The organism is Granulicella sp. S156 (assembly GCF_009766105.1).
GTDB lineage: Bacteria > Acidobacteriota > Terriglobia > Terriglobales > Acidobacteriaceae > Granulicella.
The window spans coordinates 260,754-277,617 of record NZ_LMUH01000020.1 but is presented as its reverse complement, the minus strand read 5'-3'; the positions used below and the strand labels follow the sequence as shown (position 1 = coordinate 277,617).

14 protein-coding genes and 1 tRNA gene are annotated in these 16,864 nt (G+C 58.1%); 13 read left to right on the top strand and 2 right to left on the bottom strand.

Annotated features, from left to right (window positions below; genetic code table 11):
- The 3 genes from GSQ91_RS25940 to GSQ91_RS15795 form a co-directional block, all read left to right on the top strand.
- Positions 1–294: glycine--tRNA ligase subunit alpha (locus GSQ91_RS25940; RefSeq protein ID WP_254064620.1), on the top strand; the 294-nt coding region annotated here is incomplete at its 5' end.
- Positions 294–2,399: a glycine--tRNA ligase subunit beta gene (gene glyS / locus GSQ91_RS15800; protein ID WP_158822722.1), complete on the top strand. Its 2,106-nt coding sequence runs from the start codon at positions 294–296 to the stop codon at positions 2,397–2,399. The genes GSQ91_RS25940 and glyS, both read left to right, overlap by 1 nt.
- A gap of 404 nt (positions 2,400–2,803) precedes the next feature.
- Positions 2,804–3,766, top strand: a complete 963-nt coding sequence (locus GSQ91_RS15795) for a catalase family peroxidase (protein WP_158822721.1) — start codon at positions 2,804–2,806, stop codon at positions 3,764–3,766.
- Positions 3,767–3,930: 164 nt separating this feature from the next.
- On the opposite strand, the gene GSQ91_RS15790 is transcribed toward GSQ91_RS15795, so the two are convergent.
- Positions 3,931–4,587: a hypothetical protein gene (locus tag GSQ91_RS15790; protein ID WP_158822720.1), complete on the bottom strand. Its 657-nt coding sequence runs from the start codon at positions 4,585–4,587 to the stop codon at positions 3,931–3,933.
- 219 nt (positions 4,588–4,806) lie between these two features.
- On the opposite strand from GSQ91_RS15790, the gene GSQ91_RS15785 reads away from it, so the two are divergent.
- The 9 genes from GSQ91_RS15785 to GSQ91_RS15745 all read left to right on the top strand — a co-directional run bounded on the left by GSQ91_RS15785 (position 4,807) and on the right by GSQ91_RS15745 (position 15,351).
- Entirely contained in the window at positions 4,807–7,338 is a 2,532-nt protein-coding gene (locus tag GSQ91_RS15785; RefSeq protein WP_158822719.1) for an LptA/OstA family protein, read from the top strand.
- 7 nt (positions 7,339–7,345) lie between these two features.
- Positions 7,346–8,080 (top strand): LPS export ABC transporter ATP-binding protein, encoded by a 735-nt coding sequence (lptB, locus tag GSQ91_RS15780; protein ID WP_158822743.1) that lies wholly within the window; start codon positions 7,346–7,348, stop codon positions 8,078–8,080.
- Between the two features lie 181 nt (positions 8,081–8,261).
- Positions 8,262–9,797 (top strand): RNA polymerase factor sigma-54, encoded by a 1,536-nt coding sequence (gene rpoN / locus GSQ91_RS15775; RefSeq protein WP_158822718.1) that lies wholly within the window; start codon positions 8,262–8,264, stop codon positions 9,795–9,797.
- A gap of 58 nt (positions 9,798–9,855) precedes the next feature.
- Positions 9,856–10,185 carry a ribosome hibernation-promoting factor, HPF/YfiA family gene (gene hpf, locus GSQ91_RS15770; protein WP_158822717.1) on the top strand — a complete coding sequence of 110 codons (330 nt, stop codon included), beginning with the start codon at positions 9,856–9,858 and terminating at the stop codon, positions 10,183–10,185.
- A 208-nt stretch (positions 10,186–10,393) separates the two neighbouring features.
- A complete protein-coding gene (gene rapZ / locus GSQ91_RS15765) occupies positions 10,394–11,308 on the top strand; it encodes an RNase adapter RapZ (protein ID WP_158822716.1) in 915 nt (304 codons plus the stop codon).
- 65 nt (positions 11,309–11,373) lie between these two features.
- Positions 11,374–13,245 carry an ABC transporter ATP-binding protein gene (locus GSQ91_RS15760; protein ID WP_158822715.1) on the top strand — a complete coding sequence of 624 codons (1,872 nt, stop codon included), beginning with the start codon at positions 11,374–11,376 and terminating at the stop codon, positions 13,243–13,245.
- Between the two features lie 32 nt (positions 13,246–13,277).
- Entirely contained in the window at positions 13,278–13,955 is a 678-nt protein-coding gene (gene gmk / locus GSQ91_RS15755) for a guanylate kinase (protein ID WP_158822714.1), read from the top strand.
- 166 nt (positions 13,956–14,121) lie between these two features.
- Positions 14,122–14,325, top strand: a complete 204-nt coding sequence (gene rpoZ, locus GSQ91_RS15750) for a DNA-directed RNA polymerase subunit omega (RefSeq protein WP_158822713.1) — start codon at positions 14,122–14,124, stop codon at positions 14,323–14,325.
- 6 nt (positions 14,326–14,331) lie between these two features.
- Positions 14,332–15,351 (top strand): uracil-DNA glycosylase, encoded by a 1,020-nt coding sequence (locus tag GSQ91_RS15745; RefSeq protein ID WP_158822712.1) that lies wholly within the window; start codon positions 14,332–14,334, stop codon positions 15,349–15,351.
- Positions 15,352–15,500: 149 nt separating this feature from the next.
- Here GSQ91_RS15745 and GSQ91_RS15740 read toward each other — a convergent pair whose 3' ends face one another.
- Complete coding sequence (locus GSQ91_RS15740) at positions 15,501–16,451, bottom strand: DUF2076 domain-containing protein (protein WP_158822711.1); 951 nt, start codon at positions 16,449–16,451, stop codon at positions 15,501–15,503.
- Between the two features lie 189 nt (positions 16,452–16,640).
- Between GSQ91_RS15740 and GSQ91_RS15735 the strand changes: the two genes are divergently transcribed.
- Positions 16,641–16,716, top strand: a tRNA-Ala gene (locus tag GSQ91_RS15735).
- Positions 16,717–16,864 lie beyond the last annotated feature (148 nt).

The window sequence follows — 16,864 nt, the reverse complement described above, 5'->3', positions numbered from 1 at the left end:
TATGAGGCCGAGTGCCTGGCGCTGCTGAGCCGTGCGAAGACGGTGCTTACGGAAGAGAACGAGGATGCGCTGGCCGTGAAACGCTTCCCGGTGATGGGAGCGTATGAGCTTGCGCTGAAGTGCTCACATACCTTCAATCTGCTGGATGCGCGTGGTGCGATCTCGGTCACGGAGCGCGTGGGTGTGATGGCGCGGATTCGGAATCTCATCGTCGGCGTGGCGAAGATCTATGCCGAGCAGGGCAAACTCGTCAGCGAGTCAGCAAGTCAGCAAGTCAGTGGGGTGGTGGCGTAGTGGCAGATTTTTTGTTCGAGATTGGATTGGAAGAGGTTCCCGCGCGGATGATCTCCGCGGCGGAGGCAGAACTGCTGCGGCGCACCTTGGCGTTGCTGGGGAAAGAGGCACTGCTGCCTGAGGAGTTTAACCCGCTGACGGATGCTGTGTCGTACTCGACGCCGCGCCGGCTTGCCGTGCTGGTGCGTGGCGTACGCGAGCAGCAGGCAGATATCACCGAAGAGACAACCGGCCCCGCCGTCAAGATCGCCTTCAAAGAAGGTGTGCCGACGCCCGCAGCCGAGGCGTTCGCGCGCAAGGCTGGCGTGGCGGTCACTGACCTGCGCACGATTACGACGCCTAAGGGTGAGTATCTGGCCGCGACCAGCGTCAAGAAAGGTCGCAGCGCTGCAGAGGTAATTGCCGGCGAGCTGCCGAAAGAGGTTGGTGCGATCTATTGGGCGAAGAATATGTACTGGCGTCCAGGCAAGCCGGAGCGGTTTGTGCGGCCGGTGCTGTGGATCGTGTGTTTGCTGGGAGAGTCGGTGGTGCCGGTGACCTTTGCCGGTAAGACGGCAGGACGCGCGAGCTATGGGCATCGCGTGCTGTCGAGTGGCGAGCCGTTTGAGATCGTAGCACCGGAGAGCTATCTGGCTCAGCTTGAGGGCGAGTACGTGATCGCCGATGTCGAGGCTCGTCGCCACAAGATTCGCAAGGCTTTGGATCATGTCACGCGTACGGTTGCTGGAGCGCGATGGAGAGAAGACGAGGCGCTGGTCGACAGTGTGACGCATCTCACCGAGTGGCCTGCTGTGCTACTGGGTGGCTTTGAGGCGGCGTACCTGGAGTTGCCGGAAGAGGTGCTGGTGACGGTGATGCGCGACCACCAGAAGTACTTTGCAGTTGAAGGCGCTGGCGGCAAACTGGCCCCGCACTTTCTTGCAGTCCTGAACATTGAACTCGACGCGACGAATGAGCCAATCATCAAGCAGGGCAATGAGCGCGTGCTGCGAGCGCGTTTCAACGATGCTCGTTTCTTCTGGGAGTTCGACCAGCGTACTCCGCTGGTCGAGCGTGTGAAGCTGCTGGAGAATGTGACCTTCCAGAAAGATCTGGGCAGCTATGCGGCTAAGAGTGACCGTGTGCGCTCGCTTGCCGCGCAGCTTGCATCGGTCGCGGTTTCTCGCGGGGCAGTGGTTGATGCTGTTGCGGTCGGTGAAGCGGCAAAACTCGCGAAGACTGATCTGACGACGGAACTTGTAAAAGAGTTTACGGAGCTGCAGGGCATCATCGGCGGACTGTATGCGAAGGCTCAGGGGAGCAGCGTGACGGTTGCCGATGCCATTTATGACCAATATCTTCCGGCCTCGGCGAAGGACGGAATTCCACGCTCGGCTGAGGGTGCGGTGTTGGGACTGGCTGATCGCATTGACACTATTTCAGGGATGTTTACGTTGGGGATGGAGCCGACGGGTTCGAAGGATCCATTCGCTCTGCGTCGTGCGGCAAATGCAGTGGTGAGGATTCTTGTGGAGTCCGGTCTGCCGCTCACACTGAGTGATGTGCTCCGGGTAGCAGAGACAAAGCCCGAAGTTGCGGCGAAGCTGCAGGCGTTTTTTGCAGAGCGTATCGAGTTCTATCTGCGCGAAGGTCGTGGGCAGGCGTATGACGTAGTGAAGGCTGTAGTGGCAGCGGGCTCTGACGATCTGCGGGATGTTGTGGCTCGTGCAGAGGCCGTGACCTCTGTTCGGGGTGGGGAGGATTTCATCGCCGTCAGTGCGGCTTTCAAACGGATGAAGAACATCCTCGACCAGGCGCGCGCGAAGGGCGAATCCATTCCCACGAGTGTAAGCACAGCGCTGCTTTCCGATGACTCGGAGAAAACGCTGGAATCTACGGGTGGATTTGTCGCAAGCGAGGTTGAAGCGTTGCGGGCAAAACGCCAGTACAACGAGGCACTCCTGCAGATCGCGACCTTACGCCCAGCGGTCGATGCATTTTTTGAGAAGGTAATGGTGATGGCGCCTGAGGCTGATCTTCGTGCAAACCGCCTTGCCTTACTCTCACGTACGGTTGCTGACTTCTCCCGGATTGCCGATTTTTCGGAGATTGTTGCACAAGGGTAGATCCGGCAATCGTACGAATGAATCGGTGTCTTCGGAGTAATAGCGGCCTTTAGGCCGCGGAAGCTTGAGAAGACCTCTCTTGGGCTTTAGCCCTGGCTCTTTGCGTGCATACGCAAGAGGCCCAGGGCTAAAGCCCTTTCTGGTTGGCCTTGTTTCCGCGGCCTAAAGGCCGCTTCTACTCCGAAAAGCAAAAACAACAACCAATATAAGCCTTTTCGGATAATCAGCACTACTTTAGTGCCAGCCCAAATGCGGGGGTCCTTCGCCTACGGCTCAGGATGACGACGAAAAACAGACAACGGCAGTAGCAGTTTGTTCTGCGACCGAGAGGATTCACAAGACTGTTGCCGGTGTCGATTTAGAGTAAAGGGGCAAGCCTCGAATACTTCACAGGAGAACGACACATGCCGTTGCCGACCGATGAGAAACTGTTAGCGCTTAGCAACCACCTGCTTGAGCAGTTCAAGACGATCTTTGGGCAGCACCCTGGCTTTCGTCCGGCGCATGCGAAAGGAGCGATGTTGACGGGCACATTTACGCCTTCAACGGAGGCTGCTTCGCTCTCGCGTGCACCGCACATGACGCGCGAGTCAACGCCTGTGACGATAAGGTTCTCGAACTCAACCGGCCTGCCGCTTTTGCCGGACAATGATCCCAACGCCAATCCGCGCGGCATGGCGATCCGATTCAATCTGGCGGAGCATAGCCACACCGACATCGTGAGCCATTCGATCGACGCCTTTCCGACTCGCACGGGCGATGAGTTTCTGGAGTTCCTGCGTGCGCTTGCCAGCAGCGATCTGGCGGCCCCCTCCGATCCGAAGAATCCGAAGCCTATTGAGGTTTTCCTGGGGCGTCATCCAGCGGCGCTTGCGTTTGCGCAGGCTCCGAAGCCTGCGCCTTCGAGCTTTGCCCGCGAGTCGTTCTTCGGTGTAACGGCGATGCGCTTTATCAATGCGGACGGAGTTGCGCGCCATGGCCGTTACCGCATTGTGCCGGAAGCAGGGAACGAGCACCTCGATGACGCTGCGGTTGCGGCGAAGGGGCCGAACTATCTCTTTGACGAACTGAAAGAGCGAGTAGCGGCTGGGCCGATCGTCTTCCGCATTCTGGTGCAGTTGGCGAACGAGGGCGATGTTGTCGACGATGCGACGATTCACTGGCCGGAAGACCGGACGGTGGTCGAACTTGGAGCAATTTCGTTGACGGCTGCGGTTGCGGACGATGCCCATGAGCAGCAGCACATCATCTTCGATCCCATACCGCGGGTGGATGGAATTGAACCCTCGGATGATCCGTTGCTGGAGCTTCGTGCGGCAGTTTATTTGATCAGTGGACGCCGGCGGCGGAGTGCGCCGGCGCAGTAATTGGTATAAGCCAATTCCGCTGTGGATGTAGGAAAGCGGTCGAGTCGGCACAGAGGTTAGAGCAGAAGCATGCATGGGCGGGAGCGGTCGCGCTTTCGCGCGATGCCCACCTTAGCGACGATAAAGCCGTCGCGAAGATGGGGCACCCGGTTTGGGGGCTTGTTCTAATTCAGGCGTTGCAGGCGGGCAATGAGCTTTTCGGCTAGCGGTTCGCCGCTTTCGGTCCACAATAAGCGGCTGGAGATGCCGCAGTGTTTCTCTACGGAGAGGGTGAAGGCGAGCAGTTTTTCTACGTTCTGTTTGATGCGATCGGCGGCATCTGTGTCCAGCTCTTCGTCCTCAAGGACCCATGGCGTGTCGAGGCCGAAGTCGACGCGGATGTGGCCGTTCTGCTCGTAGCTGCCGTCGTCGAAGTCCGGACCAAAGCCTGTAATGCGCACTCTTGCTGGCTCCAGACGCCAGGCTATATCGAGATCGCCGGCAGCATCGGGAAGCCAGAGCATCCAGCGCATCTCGAACTCGTAGGCCATGTCGTCGTGAAGCTGTTCGGCGGCCTCGGCTACGGCGTTTTCGATAATGGAACCTTCAGTGTCGGCGGAGGCCTGCGCGCGCTCGTCGTTGACGTAGATGCGTTGATACGTCGGAGATTCCGTCCAGTTGATGGGATACACGCTTGCGGCGGCCACACGGCCGAACTCGCTGCCAGTTTTGCCGTCTTTTGCGATGAGGGCGAACTGGCGCATGACGCCGACCAGCGCATCGGGCAGCGCTTGCAGACGGAAGTTGGGAAACCAAAGACTCAGGTACAGCTGATCGGCCATACCGTCATTTTAAGCCCTGGACGGTTTTATTGTTTCCGGAAGGAAGCTTTTACCGTCACCCTCGCTCGTTGGAGCTAAGAACAAGCAACGGCAAAAGCTTTGACGCAGAGGGCGCAAAGGAGAAACGCGAAGGTCGCGACGGAACCCTTGGAGATCTATAGGTTCAGGGCGAATGACAGGAAGAAACGCAGCGCTGGGGTGAGAAGATAAGAGTGAGCAATGAAAGCGTCCGTGGAAAGACTTCGATGGGTACTGGCAGGAGGGGCGGCGCTGTTGCTCGTCGTGCTGGTGGGTTATCTCGGCTATGGACGTTATCGCGCGCTACGGACCTGGAAGGACATCCTGAAACGGTCTGGTATTCATATCACGCATGAGACCGACGGCTACACCTTGTCGCAGTCACTGGGAGGGAAAACCAGTTTTACCATGCATGCTGCCAAGGGGATTGAGCATGCCGATGGAAAGGTGTCTCTGCACGATGCCGTGCTCACGCTGTATGGCAAGACCCCCAATGACTTTGACCGGATTTACGGTTCCGACTTCGAATACGACGAAAAGTCGGGCGTTGTACGCGCACTCGGGGAGACCTTTATCGACGTGCAGCTCCCGGGGGCACTTGCAGGCCAACAACCGAAAAACACGCCCGTTGGGGATTCCAAGACCTCTGCCAACCCACCCCATAGCAAGGCCGTGGGAGACGGCAGCGACCGGATCATTCATATAAAGACAAGCGGCTTGATCTACCTGCGCAAGCTAGGGGTTGCCGCAACTGACCAAGAGGTGGAGTTTCACTATGCGGGTCTGCAGTGCCTGGCCAAAGGCGCGGAGTTCAACTCAGGACAGAGTGTTTTGCACCTGCTGTCCGATGTTCGAGTGACCGGGGACGTCCGCGGCAAGCCGATGACGGTTCATGCAACCAAAGCCGACCTCGACCGCCAGGCGAATACCGTGGCCTTGGAGCAGCCCGTAGCGCAGACGCAAGGCCGAACCATGAAAGCTGCCCATGCCCTGCTGCACCTGCGTACCGATGGCTCGCTGGAACGAGGGGAGGGCAGTGGGGGCGTTGCGTTCGATGAAGGGACGCGGCACATGACGGCACCGCACCTCGATGCAACCTTCAACACCGCCAGTCTGCCGCAGACCACGAAGTTGACCGGTGGTGTAGTGGTTTGGGATGACGATGCGCAGCGGCCACTGCATGGCAAGGCGGTTGAGGTGGATACCCGTTTCAATGCGCAGGGTGCACCGACCAACATGGTGGCAACGGGCGGGGCGCAGGTGGCGCTCAGCGACCACAAGGAAGGCGGCCCGGTGCTCTCTCGCGAGATGCACGGAGATCGCATCGTAGCGACACTCGTGCCCATTGCTCATAAGACCGTATCGAGGCTCAGTGAAGTGGTGGCTACAGGGTCGGCGATGGCGCGGGGTGACTCTCCGGTTGTCCAAAGCGGTCACGCTCCGGAGACAAAGTCTACAACCATTACGGCAGACAATCTTCGGGCTGACTTTGGCCTGGATGCAGAGCAGAAGAACGAGGTGAAAAAGCTCTTCGGCACAGGCCACGCCCGGTTGCAACAGGACGCTCCTCTGGGGGCGCAGCAGACGAGTTCTTCGAACACAGTCGATATTGTGTTTGCCCCACAACCCACGAAAAATGGTGGAACGACAACTGGAATCGCCTCTGCGGTGCAGAATGGGCATGTGGTGATCCACAACGTTCCGGCGTTGCGTGCTGGAGCCGCTAAGCCCAACCCGCCCTCCGATGCAAGCGGCGATCATGCGGTCTACGATGGGACCACGACGAAACTTACCCTCACTGGCTCGGTCCACTACACGCAGGGGGATACATCGCTTACTGCAGCGACGCTGGTAGCCAACCAGACTACCGGTGATGCTGATGCCGATGGTAACGTTCTGGCGACTTTGCTGAAAGCGGGTTCTACGGCGGCGGCTCAGCCAACGACAGCGCAGGTAACGCATGTCACTGCCGATCGGGCGCATCTTACGCATGCTTCGCAGATTGGCGATTTCTATGGCAGTGAGGCGCATCCGGCGCGGCTCTGGCAGGGAGCTTCTCAGGTTCAGGCAGCGAGCCTGCGGTTCGACCAGCAACAGCGAACGCTGGCGGCACGTCCTGCGTCTGCGGGCGGATTAGTCCATGCGGTGTTTGCCAACACGTCAGAGGCGAACGGCAAGAACACTGCACAGAGCACGAAACCGAGTTCCCATCAGGGCGGCGAGAGTTCCGGCCAGGTCATCAAGGTCACCAGCGCCGCGATGGACTATGCCGATATTGAGCGCGAGGCTACATTTTCTGGTGGCGTTCACATCGACGGGACCACAGGCCAGACTCGGTCGCAGCGTGCGGTCGTCTTCCTGAACCCTGCGCCCTCCGCCTCTAAGGCTGTGCCTGGAGAGGCGAAGCCAGCAAGCGCCACGCTGGCAGAACAGACCAATCTGTTTGGTGGCTCGGTGCAGCGGGTTGTGCTCTCCGGAGCCGTGCGACTCGACCAGCCAGGGCGTGCCGGCACGGGCGAGCAATTGGTGTATACCGCCGCAGATTCGACCTACATCCTGACGGGAACGCCAGCCAAACCTCCTCACATGGTGGATGTGAAGCAAGGGAACATCACGGGGGCAACACTGCTGTTCCGGTCGGACGATAGTACGATCATCGTTACGGGTGGGCCTCCGGGTTCGACGCAACCACAACATGGACGCATCCACACCGAGACGGAAGTGAGACAGTAGAAGCGTGATCAGAACTCTGGTAACCGAGGAGATCGGCAAGGCTTACGGCGGACGGCAGGTAGTTCGCGGAGTAAGCCTGGAGATCCGGCAGGGCGAGGTGGTTGGGCTGCTTGGACCCAATGGCGCCGGCAAAACGACGAGCTTTTATATGATCGTCGGTCTGGTGCGGCCGGATAGCGGCCGCATTCTTACGGATGGCGCCGACATTACGCGTACGCCGATGTATCTGCGGGCACGCGAGCACCGCATCAGCTACCTGCCGCAGGAGCCCTCGATCTTTCGCAAGCTGACAGTGGAGGAGAATATCCTGGCGGTGCTGGAGACCCAGCACAATACCTGGGAGGCGCGTCGCAAGGCCTCAGAGAACCTCATCCTGCAGCTCAACCTTGGCCATGTGCGCAAGACGCGTGGCTATGCACTCTCCGGGGGAGAGCGACGCCGTGTGGAGATTGCACGCTGCCTCGCCATCAACCCGGCGTTTATTTTGTTGGACGAGCCGTTTTCGGGTATCGATCCGATCGCAGTGCTCGAACTACAGCAGATCATCTTCGATCTGAAGGCCAGTGGGATCGGCGTGCTTATTACCGACCACAACGTACGCGAGACGCTAAGCGTTACCGACCGTGCGTACATCATCAACGAAGGGCGCATCTTCCGTACGGGCACACCCGGTGAGTTGGGCCGCGACCCTGAGGTGAAGCGCGTGTATCTCGGTGAGGGCTTCTCGATGGGTGGGGATTGATTGGTTGTGGGGCACTGAATACGAGGGTCCTCCCATTCGACTGAATTCAGAGTTCAGGAAAACAACGAGAAACGAGCCATCATCCAAGAAATTGCCGTGACCTGTAGAATGGCCCTAGAATTGCTTACCGGGTCGTCTGTCCGGATACAGTACCTCCTCTAAGGAGGTAGCGAGGTCGAAGTTGTTGTTGCAGCCCCGACTGAATATCAAAGTTTCGCAGCGTCAGGTGCTCACTCCGGGCCTCATGCAGATGGTCAGTGTGCTTGCGCTCAATAAGCTTGAGCTCAAGGACATGATCAACGGTGAAATGGTCGAAAATCCGGTGCTGGAGGAGATCGAAGAGTCCTCCGAGACCATGGATGAACGTTCGGCCCGAGAAGGGGACCGCGAGCGCAGCGCGGAGGACATGGCTGCCGAAGGGGACCGCGTCGAAAAGGACCCCTTCGATGAGATCGACTTTGGAAGCTACTTCCAGGATTATCTCGACCCCGGTTTTCGTACTGCCTCTAACTTTGAGGAGTACGACAAGCCATCATTCGAACACTTTCTCGCACAGCCGAGCACCCTGAGCGATTACCTCTCCTGGCAGCTTGGCGCGATGCCGTTGCGCAAAGAACTTCGTGCGGCGGTTGAACTTATTGTCGGTAATTTGAATGAGGACGGCTATCTCACCGCTAGCGATGAGGAACTTGTTGAGGCGCTATCCGGTAAGGAGACGTTCCCTAGCCGGAAGGAGATGAAGACTCAGCTCGCGCTGATTGTGGAGGCGCGGGGTGTCGTCGCACAGTTGGACCCGACCGGCATTGGCGCCAGGGATCTGCGGGAGTGCCTGTTGCAACAGATCGAGGCGCAGCGGCGTGACTCGATTCTCGCCGGGCAGCCTAAAGGGGATGCTGTTGCTGAAGACGTTGCGGCGGTCTTCGGTACGGCGGCCCTGATCGTCGACCGGTACCTGTTGCTGCTGCAGAAAAAGGATATGCGAGAACTGACACGGGTCTGCCACAGCACTCCAGAGCAGATTGCCGTTGCGATGGAATTGATTCGCAGTCTCGACCCGAGGCCTGGCCAGCGCTACAGCAGCACGGCCACGCGCCTGATCGAGCCGGATGTTGCCTTCGTCAAGCGCGACGATGAGTATGTCGTCGTGATGAACGAGGAGGATCTGCCCGCACTGCGTCTCAACCAGGGCTATCGCAAGATGTTGCGCGAGAAGAACACTGCGCGAGAGGTGCGGGATTACGTCAAGGAGCGCTACAAGTCCGCAATTCAACTCCTGCGCAACATCGAGCAGCGCAAGAACACGATCGTTCGCACCTGCGAGGCCATCGTCCGGCGACAGCAGGACTTTCTGGAGCGTGGCGTTGACGCCCTGCGGCCAATGATGATCAAGGAAGTCGCCGAGGAGATCGGGGTGCATCCTTCGACTGTCAGCCGCGCGGTGGCGAATAAATATGTGCATACGACCCAGGGAGTGTACGAGCTACGCTTTTTCTTCTCCGAAGGGGTGAACGGACCCGAAGGCGGAGATTTGCCGCTGCTGCTGCTCAAACGCCGTGTTAAGAAGCTGATAGAGGAAGAAGACCCGCGTAAACCGTGGACCGATGACTACCTTGCCGCAGAGTTGCAGCGGCAGGGGATTAAGGTCACCCGAAGGACGGTTGCCAAATATCGGGAAGATTTGCAGATTCCCAGCACACACCAACGCCGTGTACGATAATCCGCATCTTACGGGAAGCTGCAGCTTTTCACGAGCTGTCAGGACGAAGGAGTTGTCCATGATTGTTGAGTACACCGGTCGCCAGACCGTCGTCACAGCAAAACTCAAAACGCAGGCGGAAGCGGGCTTGGCAAGAGTCGCCAAGGTTGCTAATCGCTGTACTAGCACCCACATCATTCTCACCGAAGACAAATACCGCAAGATCGCCGAAATTACCGTGCAGTGCCGCGGCGATCAACTGGTGGCCATCTGTGAAGCCATCGAGATGGAAACCGCACTGCATGACGCGCTGCACAAGGTGGAGCAGCAAGCGATTAAGCACAAGAAACGATTCGACACGGTCCGCGATCATCCCAAGCCGATTCCGCTTCCGATCGAAGCGGTTTAAAAACTTCCGAAGCAAACACCCGCGCCTCCTGTCCTGGAGGCGCGTGGCCTTTTAAAGGCAGTCAAAGATCAAGAACAAGCAACACCCCTGACGCAAAGTTCGCCAAGTAAGCGAAGCTTCGCTACGGCTCCGGTGGCGAAACTTGCCGCTTTTCCTTTGCGCACTTTGCGTCAAGGCATTTTCTGGGTGTCAGTGCTACGATGCACGCATGGCTACCAAGCTTGCTGCCAAATCATCCAAGGCGATCGCCGATCGCGAGATACCCACGCGTGAACTCGTCATCCTGACGGGGATGTCTGGTTCCGGTAAGGCGTCGGCACTGAAAGCGTTTGAGGATCTCGGCTATTATTCCGTCGATAATCTGCCGCTGGAGCTGATTCCGCGCTTTGCGGACCTAGTTTTGAAATCCGCCGAGATTACACGCGCGGCTCTGGTCGTAGATGTGCGCGAAGGAATCCGGCTTGACCGTTTTCCCGCGATTCTCAAGCAGGTGCGCAAGGTTCTGCCGGCGCGTGTCGTGTTTCTCGAAGCCAGTGACGAGGCCATCGTACGGCGTTTTTCCGAAACCCGGCGACCGCATCCGCTGGGGCGGGGCGAGACGGTTCTTCGGTCCATCCAGGCGGAGAGGAAGCGGCTCGATCCGGTTCGGAACGTTGCTGATATATTGCTCGACACCACTCGCTTCAACGTCCATGATCTGCGGGCGCACATCAACTCGCAGTTTGAGCGCGGCGGTGGCAAGAGCGACCGCAACCTGACGATTTCGGTGACCAGCTTTGGCTTTAAAAATGGGGTGCCTACCGACGCCGATCTTGTCTTTGATGTACGTTTTCTACCCAATCCGCACTTCGTTCCCGAATTCCGGAAGCTTACAGGCAAGCATCCCAAGGTCGCCAAGTACATCCGGCAGTTTCCGCAGACCAAAGAGTTCCTCGATAAGGCTACCGACATGCTCACCTTCCTGTTGCCGCACTACATCAAGGAAGGGAAGAGCTATCTCACGGTTGGCATTGGCTGTACCGGTGGGCAGCATCGTTCGGTGATGATTACCGAAGAATTGAAGAAACGGCTGGGCGCGGCGGGTTATCGCGTGAAGACGTCACATCGAGATATGCCGCGTTAGAGCTCCATCCGAGTACACTAACGGATGATGATGAACGACTGTAGAACACGGCGCAGGAGCCACGGATGAAGCGCATGCTGCGTCTTTTGGGCTACATGCGGCCCTATGTGCTGTATACGTTGCTCTCGGTTTTGTTGACGGCTGTTGTCGCTGCGCTTGCGGGCTTCCGCCTATTGCTTATCAAGCCCATTATTGACAACGTGCTCAGTCCAGTTGCCGCGCCGGACAAGGTGCTGGTCTTCGTCATTCCGCATACGCATTATTCAATCAATCTGCAGGCACTGCTGCCGCACCGCTTCCACAATGCCTGGACCGTCGTCGCAGTTGCTCTCGTCGGTTCAGCCATCATCAAATCGATCTGCGACTATCTTGGCACACTGTTGGCCAATAAAGCTGGGTTCGGCATGATTACCGACATCCGCAACGACCTTTACAATTCAGTACTGCGCCGATCCACGGCTTTTTTTCAGCGTCACACCACCGGGACTCTTATCTCTACGCTCATCAATGATGTCGAGCGCGTGCAGTCCGCGATGACTACCGTCCTGAGCGATTTCCTGCAGCAGCTCTTCACCCTTATCGTCTTGATCGGCGTTGTGATCGTGGTTGGAGGCAGCATGGCCTGGGTATTGCTGCTCTTCATCCCGGTTATTGTCATCTCCACGCGCAAGGTGGGTCGCAGCGTGCGTACCACCACGCGTCGCGGCCAGGATAAGCTCGCCGAGATCCAGAACATCGTGCAGGAGACCATCTCCGGTAATGGCATCGTCAAAGCCTTCGGTATGGAACGCTGGGAGATGGATCGATTTCGTCACGCTGCCGACAAGCTGCTTACAGCAAACATGCGATCGGTCGCGGTGCAATCCATCTCTTCGCCATTGATGGATGCTCTCGGGTCTGTCGCGATTGCGTTGGTTCTATTGCTCGGTCGCAACCGCATCCAACACGGTGGCGCTACAGTCGGCAGCTTTATAGCTTTCCTCGCCACAGTCATCGCACTCTACGACCCTGTCCGCAAGATGCCAACGTACTACAACAGTTTCCAACAAGCTGTGGGCGCCAGTGAAGAGATCTTTAAATTCATCGACGAGCAGGATGAGGTTCGCGAGCGCAAGAGAGCCATTGCTCTCAAGAGTTTTGGCGGCCTGATCGAATTTCGTGATGTGCATTTTGGCTATGAGCGCGATGGAAAGACGAAAGAGGTGCTCCACGGCATTTCGTTGACCGTCCGCCGGGGTGAGGTGGTCGCTCTCGTCGGGCCGAGCGGGGCGGGGAAGTCGACGATGGTAAATCTTCTGCCGCGCTTCTTCGACGTGACGGATGGTGCGATTCTGCTCGACGAGCACGACGTTCGCGACCTTACAATCGCCTCGCTTCGGAAACAGATTGGTAAGGTCACACAAGAGACTGTGCTCTTCAACGACACTGTGCGCAATAACATCGCCTATGGGCAGCCCGATGTGCCGATGGAGCGGATCGAAGCCGCGGCAAAGGCTGCACTCGCGCATGACTTTATCCTGCGTATGCCCAACGGCTACGACACGATGATTGGTGAGCGTGGAGCGCGGCTCTCTGGTGGTGAGCGGCAGAGGCTGGCGATTGCGCGGGCGATCCTCAAAGATGCTCCGATTCTTATCCTTGATGAAGCGACTTCGGCGCTTGATACGGAGAGCGAAGCAGCAGTACAGGCAGCTCTGGCGAACCTGATGCAGGGCCGCACGGTGCTGGTGATCGCGCATCGCCTCTCGACCGTACGCCGTGCGGATAGGATTGCCGTGATCGAGCGTGGAAGTGTGACCGAGCTTGGATCTCACGATGAGTTGCTGGCGCTTGGCGGGATGTATAGCCGGCTCTATAAACTGCAGTTCGGGCAGGATGGCGTTTTGGACGTCGATCTGGGCGAGGTCGTTGCAGCCGATGCTGAGGGCATCGCGTAGACGGTACACTGTCAGGAGCAACACGCGAACAAATGGCTGGTATTCTCTTTATCATTTCGGCGCCCAGCGGCTCGGGCAAGTCCACCCTCGTATCCGAGGTGCGGCGGCTCGTCGAAGGACTTGAGTTTTCTATCTCCTACACCACGCGCCAGCCGCGAGGATCCGAGGAGAATGGTAAGGAGTACTGGTTCACGGATCATACCGAGTTCGAGCGAATGATCGAAGCCGGTGAGTTTCTCGAGTGGGCTAAAGTCTTTGGCAGCAACTACTACGGCACAGCGGTCTCCGCGCTCGAACATGCGCGAATCTCGGGACATGACCTGCTGCTCGATATCGACGTACAGGGTGCGCTCCAGGTCATGAAGAAAGTGCCGGAGGCAGTCTCGATCTTTATTCTTCCTCCCAGTCCACAGGTTCTCGAGATGCGTCTCCGCAACCGTAGCCAGGCTGAAGGTGTTACGGACGAAGCGGTGATCGACGAACGCCTTTCGCAAGCGCGCAAGGAACTCCGGCACCTGGGGGACTACAAGTACGCTCTTATCAACGATCAACTGGATCAGGCTGCCTCCGAGATGCGAGCCATCGTGCTGCATGAACGCGGCGAAGCGGGCGAGGTTGCAGAGCTGGCAGCACGTTGCCTGACCACCGTGCACTCGGCCAGGCTGGATGCTGTGCTGGCAAGTTTTCAGGTTTCGGCAACGATTGTGTAAGGTTCTCTGCACAGCACGGCCTGCACAGGTTTACAGTGGATATATCCGAACCGAAAGAAGTTTCGCATGGTTTTCTCACAGGGAAAAACCGCCTTGCACAAAATTTGAGAGAGCCTGTGGTGGTAAAACCGCTATAAGATAGCTGCATCCCCCGGAGGTCCGCATTATGGCTGCGAACGACCTGTTTCAGAACAAGTACAGCCTTGTGAAGGGCGCTGCACGTCGCGCTCGTCAACTGCAATCCGGTGCGCCGCCGCTTGGCGTCTCGAACTCAATGAAAGCCTGCCGCGTAGCGCAGGATGAGGTTCTCGCCGGCAAGGTCACCTATAGCGTGATGGCGAAAAAGCCTACACCTCCGGCGGCCCTGTAGAAACGGATGAGTCTTACGTCACAAGAGAACCTTCAGCATCTTCGCGCCTATGTCGACTACCTACGCGACCTCGGCATCTACGATCTCTATCGCCGCGAGAACCCCGAAACATTTTTGCCGGAGACGGTGCGCGAGGCCTTCGCAGCTTCAGCAAAGCGTATGGTCGCAGCACCACAGACGGCGGCGAAGCCTCCAGCGCAACCGGAAGCAAGGACAGTACCGCGAAGTGCTCCGCCAGTCTCTCCGCCCTCTGTGACTCAGCGTGCTCCAATGGCCGCTTCGGGGACCAGGCCGCAAGAGCCCGTCCGGCCCGCACCTCCGCAGCCTCCAGCCGCTACTTATTTTGATTCGGAGCCGGCGCCTCTTCCGCCGGAACTCGCAGCCCCCATGCCCAAACCTGTTTCCTTCGATCAGTTGGCTCCGTTACCTACGCAGATTATTCCCGCGGCTGAAAGGGTAGCGGCGCTCGAGGCGATTCGCGCCGATATCGGTGACTGCACGCGCTGTCCGCTGGCGTATGGCGGACGTCATAAGATCGTCTTTGCTGACGGTGACCCGAATGCACGGCTGATGTTCGTCGGCGAGGGACCTGGTGCGGATGAAGATGCCAGCGGCCTGCCGTTTGTAGGTAAGGCTGGGCAGTTGCTCAACAACATGATTAGGGCGATGGGCCTGCAGCGCGAAGAGGTCTATATCGCAAACATCGTCAAGTGCCGTCCACCTGGGAACCGGACGCCTGAACCGATCGAGGCCAATACCTGTTCACCCTTTCTGTTGCGGCAGATCGACATCGTGCGTCCCCAGGTAATCGTGGCGCTAGGCGGGACGGCTGCAACCTATCTGCTTGGCGTGAAGCAGTCGCTTAGCTCACTGCGTGGACGCTGGTACAGTACGCGCGGCGCGAAGGTCGCGGTGACCTATCACCCAGCGTTCCTGCTGCGCGATCCACGCCAGAAGGGCGAGGCCTGGAAAGACTTGCAGATGGTGATGGTGGAGTTGGGTTTGAAGCCTGCGGCGAAAGCGTAAATTTCAGAATGCACTAAACAAAAAGACCCCTGTATTTGCCTCTGGTTGTAATGCTGCTCCGGGAAAATACAGGGGTCTCTCCACTACGCATGACATAAAGCCGTCATGCTCCGGTCGGGATGACAGTTTTTGTGAATCGTAAAACTTCTTTAATACCCGCTGTCGTCACTGCCCGAACTGTTGTCATCGCCTGAATCATAGTCGGAGTCGTCGTTACTGGAACCGTCGTCTCCGGTATCGTTCTGGTCATCGTTGAATTTGTCATCGTCAGCTTTGTCGGTGTCGGCAAATTTCGCGCCTCCGGTGTCATGGTCTTTATCGTCATCGCGGCTGGCATCGTTTTTCGGATTGTAGAAGCTGCTGTCATCGCGATCCGCTGCGGCTGCTTCGTGATGGTGTTCGCCACCTTCGCCCTCGCCGTAGTAGTTGTTGACGGTCTCGCTGGGGCGGCTCTCGCCAAAGCCGCGTTCCTCGTGGCCGCCGCCGAAGCCATGAAAGAGCGACTCCATGCCCTGAAACATCATCTCGCCCGCAGCGACGCCGGCAGCCGTTTGCATGGCGCTGCGGAGGAATCCGCCACCACCGCCGCCCATAGGAGCTCCATATCCCACAGGCTGTCCGTAACCGTAGGCGGGAGGTTGCGGATAGGCTTGTGGCGGGTAGCCCTGCTGCGGAGGATAACCTTGCTGTGAAGGATAGGTTGGCTCAGCGTAGGGTGGATAGCCGGGGTTGTTCACCGCTGGATAGGAAGATGGCGCACCAGGATAACCCAGCGCCTGGCTGGCCTGCGGTTGGGGCTGCTCGTGTGATCCGCCACTGAACAGGTTACCCAGAAAACTGCCGCTGGATTTGGCAGGAGCCGGAGGAGGCTGCTGACGAAGCTCGTCAAGCTCAGCCTGCATCGCCTGCAACTGCTGCTGAGCCTGTTCGAGGCCATACTTCTGCACAAGCACGGTCTGCGCCAGCACGTAGATGGCGTCGGGATAACCGGCGAGCCCTTGCTGCAGCCGCTTCTCTGCGTCGGCGTCCTTTTCGGCAAGCTGTGTGGTGCGGATCCTATCGACCAATTCGTCGATCATCTGCTGTTCTTGCAATGTCACGGGATTACTCCTTGGCGCTTCTGTTAGTACGATGCGTCCTTAAGCCAATACGCACGTTTTGCGCGATCAGTTCATTGATTCGACGCGCCGCGCCGAAAAGCGTTTGGAGAGCGCGGGTATCTCCTGCTAAACTGCATAACGAAGCAGTTTGGAGGCGCACCGCCCGGTCAGGCGCCTTGCTGTATCCGTGGGGCTGTAGCTCAGCTGGGAGAGCGCCTCGTTCGCAACGAGGAGGTCAGCGGTTCGATCCCGCTCAGCTCCACCAAAAAAATATCCTATCGCTAGTCACGCTGCAGATTGTGCAGTACCTCCGAATCGACACCACAAAACCCAGAAGGAACAAAACTCCAGGAAAGCCAATCGCTGGCTTACCGGCCTTGCCCCTTCATGGGTTTCTTCAGATGGTCCGATCT

What these genes read in the sequence shown, in the direction of transcription:
- hpf (WP_158822717.1), top strand. Translation starts at nt 9,856, where the DNA reads ATGATTGTTGAGTACACCGGTCGCCAGACCGTCGTCACAGCAAAACTC.
- GSQ91_RS15795 (WP_158822721.1), top strand. Translation starts at nt 2,804, where the DNA reads ATGCCGTTGCCGACCGATGAGAAACTGTTAGCGCTTAGCAACCACCTG.
- rapZ (WP_158822716.1), top strand. Translation starts at nt 10,394, where the DNA reads ATGGCTACCAAGCTTGCTGCCAAATCATCCAAGGCGATCGCCGATCGC.
- GSQ91_RS15745 (WP_158822712.1), top strand. Translation starts at nt 14,332, where the DNA reads ATGAGTCTTACGTCACAAGAGAACCTTCAGCATCTTCGCGCCTATGTC.
- GSQ91_RS15760 (WP_158822715.1), top strand. Translation starts at nt 11,374, where the DNA reads ATGAAGCGCATGCTGCGTCTTTTGGGCTACATGCGGCCCTATGTGCTG.
- rpoZ (WP_158822713.1), top strand. Translation starts at nt 14,122, where the DNA reads ATGGCTGCGAACGACCTGTTTCAGAACAAGTACAGCCTTGTGAAGGGC.
- GSQ91_RS15790 (WP_158822720.1), bottom strand. Translation starts at nt 4,587, where the DNA reads ATGGCCGATCAGCTGTACCTGAGTCTTTGGTTTCCCAACTTCCGTCTG.
- gmk (WP_158822714.1), top strand. Translation starts at nt 13,278, where the DNA reads ATGGCTGGTATTCTCTTTATCATTTCGGCGCCCAGCGGCTCGGGCAAG.
- GSQ91_RS15785 (WP_158822719.1), top strand. Translation starts at nt 4,807, where the DNA reads ATGAAAGCGTCCGTGGAAAGACTTCGATGGGTACTGGCAGGAGGGGCG.